The organism is Kineococcus gurbantunggutensis (genome assembly GCF_050871925.1).
GTDB lineage: Bacteria > Actinomycetota > Actinomycetes > Actinomycetales > Kineococcaceae > Kineococcus.
The window spans coordinates 43,957-50,426 of sequence record NZ_JBJLSG010000022.1; the positions used below are offsets into that span (position 1 = coordinate 43,957).

Annotated in this window: 7 protein-coding genes; 3 read left to right on the forward strand and 4 right to left on the reverse strand. The window is 79.3% G+C overall.

What is annotated here, in order from left to right; translation table 11 throughout:
- Positions 1 to 28: 28 nt before the first annotated feature.
- From ACRYR7_RS06400 to ACRYR7_RS06410, 3 genes are all read right to left on the reverse strand, one after another.
- On the reverse strand, positions 29 to 1,663 hold the full coding sequence (locus tag ACRYR7_RS06400; RefSeq protein WP_432571235.1) for a PP2C family protein-serine/threonine phosphatase: 1,635 nt from the start codon (positions 1,661 to 1,663) through the stop codon (positions 29 to 31).
- A gap of 125 nt (positions 1,664 to 1,788) precedes the next feature.
- Positions 1,789 to 2,532 carry a YceI family protein gene (locus ACRYR7_RS06405; RefSeq protein ID WP_432571236.1) on the reverse strand — a complete coding sequence of 248 codons (744 nt, stop codon included), beginning with the start codon at positions 2,530 to 2,532 and terminating at the stop codon, positions 1,789 to 1,791.
- A gap of 71 nt (positions 2,533 to 2,603) precedes the next feature.
- On the reverse strand, positions 2,604 to 3,314 hold the full coding sequence (locus ACRYR7_RS06410) for an NUDIX domain-containing protein (protein WP_432571237.1): 711 nt from the start codon (positions 3,312 to 3,314) through the stop codon (positions 2,604 to 2,606).
- 171 nt (positions 3,315 to 3,485) lie between these two features.
- On the opposite strand from ACRYR7_RS06410, the gene ACRYR7_RS06415 reads away from it, so the two are divergent.
- The 3 genes from ACRYR7_RS06415 to ACRYR7_RS06425 all read left to right on the forward strand — a co-directional run bounded on the left by ACRYR7_RS06415 (position 3,486) and on the right by ACRYR7_RS06425 (position 5,859).
- A complete protein-coding gene (locus ACRYR7_RS06415; protein ID WP_432571238.1) occupies positions 3,486 to 4,241 on the forward strand; it encodes a DeoR/GlpR family DNA-binding transcription regulator in 756 nt (251 codons plus the stop codon).
- Between the two features lie 84 nt (positions 4,242 to 4,325).
- A complete protein-coding gene (locus ACRYR7_RS06420) occupies positions 4,326 to 4,829 on the forward strand; it encodes a MarR family winged helix-turn-helix transcriptional regulator (protein ID WP_432571239.1) in 504 nt (167 codons plus the stop codon).
- Between the two features lie 46 nt (positions 4,830 to 4,875).
- Entirely contained in the window at positions 4,876 to 5,859 is a 984-nt protein-coding gene (locus tag ACRYR7_RS06425; RefSeq protein WP_432571240.1) for an aldo/keto reductase, read from the forward strand.
- Positions 5,860 to 5,904: 45 nt separating this feature from the next.
- Here ACRYR7_RS06425 and ACRYR7_RS06430 read toward each other — a convergent pair whose 3' ends face one another.
- Complete coding sequence (locus ACRYR7_RS06430) at positions 5,905 to 6,249, reverse strand: hypothetical protein (RefSeq protein ID WP_432571241.1); 345 nt, start codon at positions 6,247 to 6,249, stop codon at positions 5,905 to 5,907.
- Between the last annotated feature and the right edge of the window lie 221 nt (positions 6,250 to 6,470).

Here is a 6,470-nt window from a genome sequence, read left to right on the forward strand (position 1 = left end):
TCGTAGGCGGCGCCCGGCGGGGCGGCGCTCAGCGCGGCGGCGCGAAGCGGGCGGCGAGCACGGCGACGTCGTCGCCGCCGGCGGGCTCGACGGCGCGCAGCAGCGCGTCGAGCGCGGGGCCGAGGTCGTCGTCGCCGGCGCGGGCCAGGGCGGTCCCGGCGGCGCGCAGCCGCTCCAGGCCGTCGTCGAGGTCGGCGTCGCGGTGCTCGACGAGGCCGTCGGTGCACAGCAGCAGCGTGCAGCCGGCGGGCAGCTCGGTGCGGTGGTCGGTGCGCGCCGCGCCGCCCGGCACGACGCCCAGCAGGACGTCCGGCGCGGTGCGCAGCAGCTCCGCGCGCCCGTCGGGGTGCACCAGCAGCGGCGGGGGGTGCCCGGCGCTGGCCCAGCGCAGCGCCCGGCGCCCGGCGCCGGGGCCGGTGCCGGGCGGTTCCACGCGGGCGACGAGGCAGGTGGCCAGGACCGGCTCCCCGCCCAGGGAGGGCACGACGGACTCCAGCCGGGCCAGCAGCGCGGAGGGGTCCTGCGCCCGGTCCACGGCCAGGGCGCGCAGCGCCACGCGCAGCTGGCCCATGGCGGCGGCGGCGGTGACGTCGTGGCCGGTGACGTCGCCGATGACGAGCAGCGTGGCGCCGTCGGGCAGGACGACGGCGTCGTACCAGTCGCCGCCGACGTGGGCGTCGAGGCGGGCGGGCACGTAGCGGGCGGCCAGGCGCAGGTCCTCGGAGCGGGGCAGGTGGTCGGTGAGCATGGCCAGCTGCAGGGTGCGGGCGGTGTCGCGCTGCTCGGCCAGGGCCAGGGCGCGCTGCAGGGCCTGGGTGGCGTAGGAGACGGAGGCCTCCAGCAGCGCCCGCTGCCCGGCCGAGGGGCGCCGGTCGCCGGACCACACCAGGGTGACCAGCCCGACCCCGCGCCCGGCGGCGACCAGGGGCACGGCGGCGCAGTAGCCGACGTCGGCGGCGTCCCAGCGCGCGGTCAGCTCCGGGTAGCGGGCGCGCAGCTGCTCGCCGTCCTCGTAGCGGGGGCGCTGCTCGCGCAGCGCCGCGGTGCCGGGACCGGGGCCGTCCAGCGGCAGGTCGTGCCACTGCTCCACCCCGCCGGGGGCCAGCTCCTCCAGGAAGGGGGTGCGCAGGACGCGGCGCTCCTCGTCCACGACGGACAGGGCCGCGTGGGTGGCGCCGAACACCGAGCGGGCGGTGTCCACCACGACGCGGGCCACGCCGCGCACGTCGTCGGCGGCGGTCAGGGCCGCGGACAGCGCCAGCAGGCGGGTGGTGCGCTCCACGGTGCGGGCCAGGGCGCGGGTGAGCTCGTCGCGCTCGACCCGCAGGGCGTGCTCGACGCTGACGTCGCGGTAGGCGCACAGGACGTGCCCGTCCAGGCGCTGGGCGCGCACGTGCAGGTGCAGGCCGGTGCCGGGCAGGGGGCCGGTCCAGTCGACCAGGCCGCTCTCGGTGCGGGTGCGGCGCAGCTGCAGGTGGAACTCCGAGCCGGCGACCTGCGGGAACAGCTCCGCGAGCCGGCGCCCGCGCAGCTCCTCGGGCCGCAGGCCGAGCAGGGCGGCCCCGGCGTCGTTGACGTGCTCGACGCGCCAGTGCTCGGCGTCGAGCAGCACGATCCCCTCGGCGACCTCCTGCAGCGCGCGGAGCAGGAGCGGTTGCCCCACCTCCGCAGGTTCCACGGGGCGAACCTACGTCCCGCGCCGCCGCGCGCGCAGCGGTTCGGGCGCGCGCGGCGCGTTCCCGGCGGGCGCGGCGGCGTGGGCGGGCCGGTGCGCCGGCGCGGCGCGGGTCAGGCGGGGGCGGCGGTGACGGCGAACTCCACGGTGCCGGTGTCCTCCACGGAGACGAAGCCCAGGTCGGGGGCCTGCACGCCGAAGTCGGCCCAGGTGACGGGCACGGCGCCGGTGACGGTGACGGTGCCCTCGGCGGTGCGCTGCGCGGTGGCGGGCACCTGCACGTCGCGGTCCCGCCCGTTGAGCGTCAGGGTGCCGGGCAGGGTCAGCGCCAGGGCGGTGCCCTCGTCCAGGCCGCCGAGCGGGACGGGGCCGGTGAGGGTGAACGTGGCGTCCGGGTTCGCCTCCACCCCGAGCAGCCGGCGGAACTGCCCGTCGCGGGCGCCGGAGTCGGTGGTCACGCTGGCCAGGTCCACGGTGACGGTGCCGGCGGTGAGCGCGCCGCCGGCGACGGTCAGCTCGCCGCCGACCCGCTCGGTGCGGCCGGTGACGGTGACGTCCTGCCCGTTGAGGACCTCGTCGACGCGGTAGCCGGCGGTGCCGCCGGTGACCGTCCAGGCGCCCTCCAGGGCGGGGTCGTCGGCGGCCGCGGTCGGGGCGGCGGCGGTCGGTGCGGCGGCGCCGGCCGCGGGGCTGCTCAGCGGCGCGGCGGCCCGCCCCTCCTGCGAGCGCGCGTACAGGCGCGGGCCCAGCACCGCGGCGAGCGCCCCCAGGACGAGGACGAGCACCACCAGCACCCAGGGCCAGCGGCGGCGCGCGGCGGGGCGGTCGGTGCGGGTGCGGGTGCTGGTGCTGCTCACGGCGGTCCCCTGTCCCTCGGCGGTCTCCCCGGGTGCTCTCGCCTCTCCAACGCGGCAGCCGCCGGCGGGGTTCACCGGGCCCGGGCGCTCTCCCCCGCCCGGGCGCCCGGGGCGAACGGGCCGTGCAGGACCGACCACTGCAGCAGCAGCACGGTCTTGGCGTCGGCGATGCGCCCGTCGCGCACGGCGGCCAGCGCCTCGTCCACGTCGAGCTCGAGCACCTCGATGTCCTCGCCCTCCTCGGCCAGGCCGCCGCCGGCGCCGGTGCGCCGCTGCGGCGTGTAGGGCGCGGCGTAGCAGTGCACGCGCTCGGTGACCGAGCCGGGGCTGGTCCACAGCGAGAAGACGTGCTCCAGCTCGCCCACCTCGACGCCGAGCTCCTCGGCGGTCTCCCGGCGCGCGGCCGCGGCGGGGTCCTCGCCCTCCACGAGCCCGGCGGCGGTCTCCACGAGCAGCCCGTCGGGGTGGCCGTTGACGTAGGCGGGGTAGCGGAACTGCCGGGTGAGCAGCACGGTGCGGCGGGCGGTGTCGTGCAGCAGGACGGTGGCGCCGTCGCCGCGGTCGTAGGTCTCGCGCTGCTGCACCTCCCAGCGGCCGTCGCGGTGGCGGTAGTCCAGCGTGGTGCGGCGCAGCACGTGCCAGGCGGAGGCCAGGACCTCCACCTCGCGCACGACGACGCCGGGGTTGCCGCTCAGCTCGCGCCCGGCGCGCTCCAGGCCGGTGCGCCCGCGCGCGTCGGGCACGTCCACGCCGGGCAGGCCGGGGCCGGCGGGCGCGCTCACCGGGCGGCCCCGGCGGGCACGGCGGCGAACAGGGGCCCGGCGGCCACCTCCGCGGGGCCGTCACCGGCGCCCGAGCGGCGGGGGCCGGCGATGAGGGTGCACAGGGATCGGCTCACGTGCGGCACACTACGCAACAACGCGCAAGAACGTGGACAATTGTGGAGGTGCCGGGTGCTGGCGGCGCAACGGCGGGACGAACTGCTCGAGCGGCTGCGCACGCGCGGGCGCGTGGTGGCCAAGGAGGTCGCCGCCGAGCTGGGCACCACCGAGGACACGGTCCGCCGCGACCTGCGCGAGCTGGCCGCCGCCGGGCTGTGCCAGCGCGTGTACGGCGGGGCGCTGCCCGCCTCCCCCGCCACCGCCGACCTCGCCGCGCGCGCGGGCCTGGCCACCGCCGGCAAGGCGGCCGTGGCGGCGGCCGCCGTCCGCCTGGTGCCCGCCGGCGGCACCGTCCTGCTCGACGGCGGCAGCACGGCGCTGGCCGTGGCCCGCGCGCTGCCGCCCTGGCTGGAGGTCACGGTCGTCACCCACAGCCCCGTCGTGGCCGCCGCCCTCGTGGAGCACCCGCGCGCGGAGGTCCTCGTCCTGGGCGGGCGGCTGTTCAAGCACTCCGGCGTCACGTGCGGCGCGGCCACCGTCGAGGCCGCAGCCCGCGTCAACGCCGACGTCCTCCTCCTCGGGGTCACCGGCGTGCACCCGGCGGCGGGCCTGACCACCGGCGACGCCGAGGAGGCCGCGGTCAAGCGCGCCCTGGCCGCCCGGGCCGCCGAGACCCACGTGCTGGCCAGCTCCGAGAAGCTCGGCACCGCCTCCGCGCACGTCGTGCTGCCGCTGTCCGAGGTCGCCGGCATCGTCACCGACGCCCCGCCGGAGCACCCCGTCGCGGCGGCCCTGAGCGCCGCCGGGCACCGCGTGCTGCACGCCTGAGCGCGGGCGGGTGAGCGCGGGCGGGTCCGGGGGCGGCGTCGCGGGGCAACGTCGCCGGGGCAACCACGTCCCTACGATGGGGCGGTGAGCGCAGACCCGGGACCGGCACCGCAGCCGCGCTGGCTCGACCCCGACGAGCGCCGCGCCTGGCTCAAGCTCGCCGCGGTGATCACCCTGCTGCCCGCGGCGCTGGACTCCCAGCTCCAGCGCGACGCGGACCTCACCCACACCGGGTACATGGTGCTGGCGATGCTCTCGGAGTCGCCCGGGCGGCGGCTGCGGATGAGCGAGGTGGCCTCGCGCACGAACTCCTCCGCCCCGCGCGTCTCGCACGTCGTGCGCAAGCTCGAGGACCGCGGCTGGGTGCGCCGCGAGGCCGACCCCGCCGACGGCCGCGGGCAGTTCGCCGTCCTCACCGACGCCGGCTGGGAGCACATCGTCGCCACCGCCCCCGGGCACGTGGAGGCGGTGCGCCGCATGGTCTTCGACGTCCTGGAGCGCGAGGACGTCGCCGCGCTGGAGGAGCTGGGCGCCAAGCTGCTCACCCGCCTGGACCCGCACTCGCGCTTCAGCGCCACCGCCGGCTGAACCGCCCGCGCTGCGCCCGCCGCGGCGCCTGCGTAGGGTGCGGCGCGTGCAGACGAGGACGCTGGGCAGGACCGGCCGCGAGGTCGGCGTCGTGGGGCTGGGCTGCTGGCAGCTCGGCGGTGACTGGGGATCGGTCGGCGAGGACGACGCGCTGGCCACGCTGGCCGCCGCCGTGGACGCGGGCGTGACGTTCCTGGACACCGCCGACGTGTACGGCGACGGGCGCAGCGAGCGCCTGGTGGGGCGCTTCCTGCGCGAGAGCGGCGCGAGCGGGGTCACCGTCGCCACGAAGATGGGCCGCCGGGCGGACCCGCACGTGGCGGGCGCGTACTCGCTGGAGAACTTCCGCGCCTGGAACGACCGCAGCCGCGAGAACCTCGGCGTGCAGACCCTGGACCTGGTGCAGCTGCACTGCCCGCCCTCGGAGGTGTACGCCACCGACGCGGTCTTCGACGCCCTGGACACCCTCGTGCAGGAGGGGCGCACCGCCGCCTACGGCGTGTCGGTGGAGACCGTCGCCGAGGGCCTGGCCGCGGTGGCCCGCCCGCACGTGGCCAGCGTGCAGATCATCCTGAACCCGCTGCGCCTGAAGCCGGTCACCGAGTTCCTGCCCGCCGCGGCCGAGGCCGGCGTCGGCGTGGTGGTGCGCGTGCCGCTGGCCTCGGGGCTGCTGTCGGGCAAGTACGACGAGAGCACCACGTTCGCCGCCGACGACCACCGCACCTACAACCGCGAGGGCGCCGCCTTCGACATCGGCGAGACGTTCGCGGGCGTGCCCTTCGAGGTGGGCGTGCAGGCCGCCCGCCGCCTGGCCGGCGTCTTCGGCGACGTCCCGCTGGCCGGCGCCACGCTGCGCTGGATCGTCGAGCAGCCCGGCGTGAGCGTCGTCATCCCCGGCGCCCGCAACGGCGAGCAGGCCCGCCGCAACGCCGCCGCCGCGGACCTGCCCGCCCCCACCGACGAGCAGCAGCGCGCGGTGCGCGAGGTGTACGACGAGCTCGTGCGCGAGCACGTGCACGGCCGCTGGTGAGCGCGCGCCGCTGAACCGGCGGCGGGCCCGGTGCGCGGGCGGGGCTCAGCGCACCGGGCGCCGCTGCTCGCCGCGCGCCACGAGCGCGGCCAGCAGCACCCGCGAGGGGTGTCGCGGCACCCGGCCGCGGGCCAGCGTCAGCACCGCGACCGCGCCCGCGGTGGCCAGGGCGGCGCCGAGCAGCGCGCCCAGCGGGGTCGCCACGAGCACGGGCAGCAGCGCCGGCACGACGTGCGGGGCGCGCCCGGCCGCGGCGGCGTCCAGCGCGGCGCCCCAGCCCAGCGCGGCGACGGCCACGGCGCTCAGGCCGCCGCCGAGCCACAGCCCGCGCAGCAGCGCCCGGGCCAGGAACGGGGAGCGGCCCAGCGGGGCCGCGCGCAGGGCGAGCACCTCTCCTGGGTAGCACCGCGGCCGCGCTGATCGCACCCCTGCGCGCGCCGCCCCACCCGCCCGGCGCCACCGCGTCCCCCGCCCGGCCCACGCGCCACCCGCTTCGCGCCCTCCCGCACCCCGGTCCCGCGCCCCCCCCCCCCCCCCGGGGGGGGGGGGGGGGGGGGGGGGGGGGGGGGGGGGGGGGGGGGGGGGGGGGGGGGGGGGGGGGGGGGGGGGGG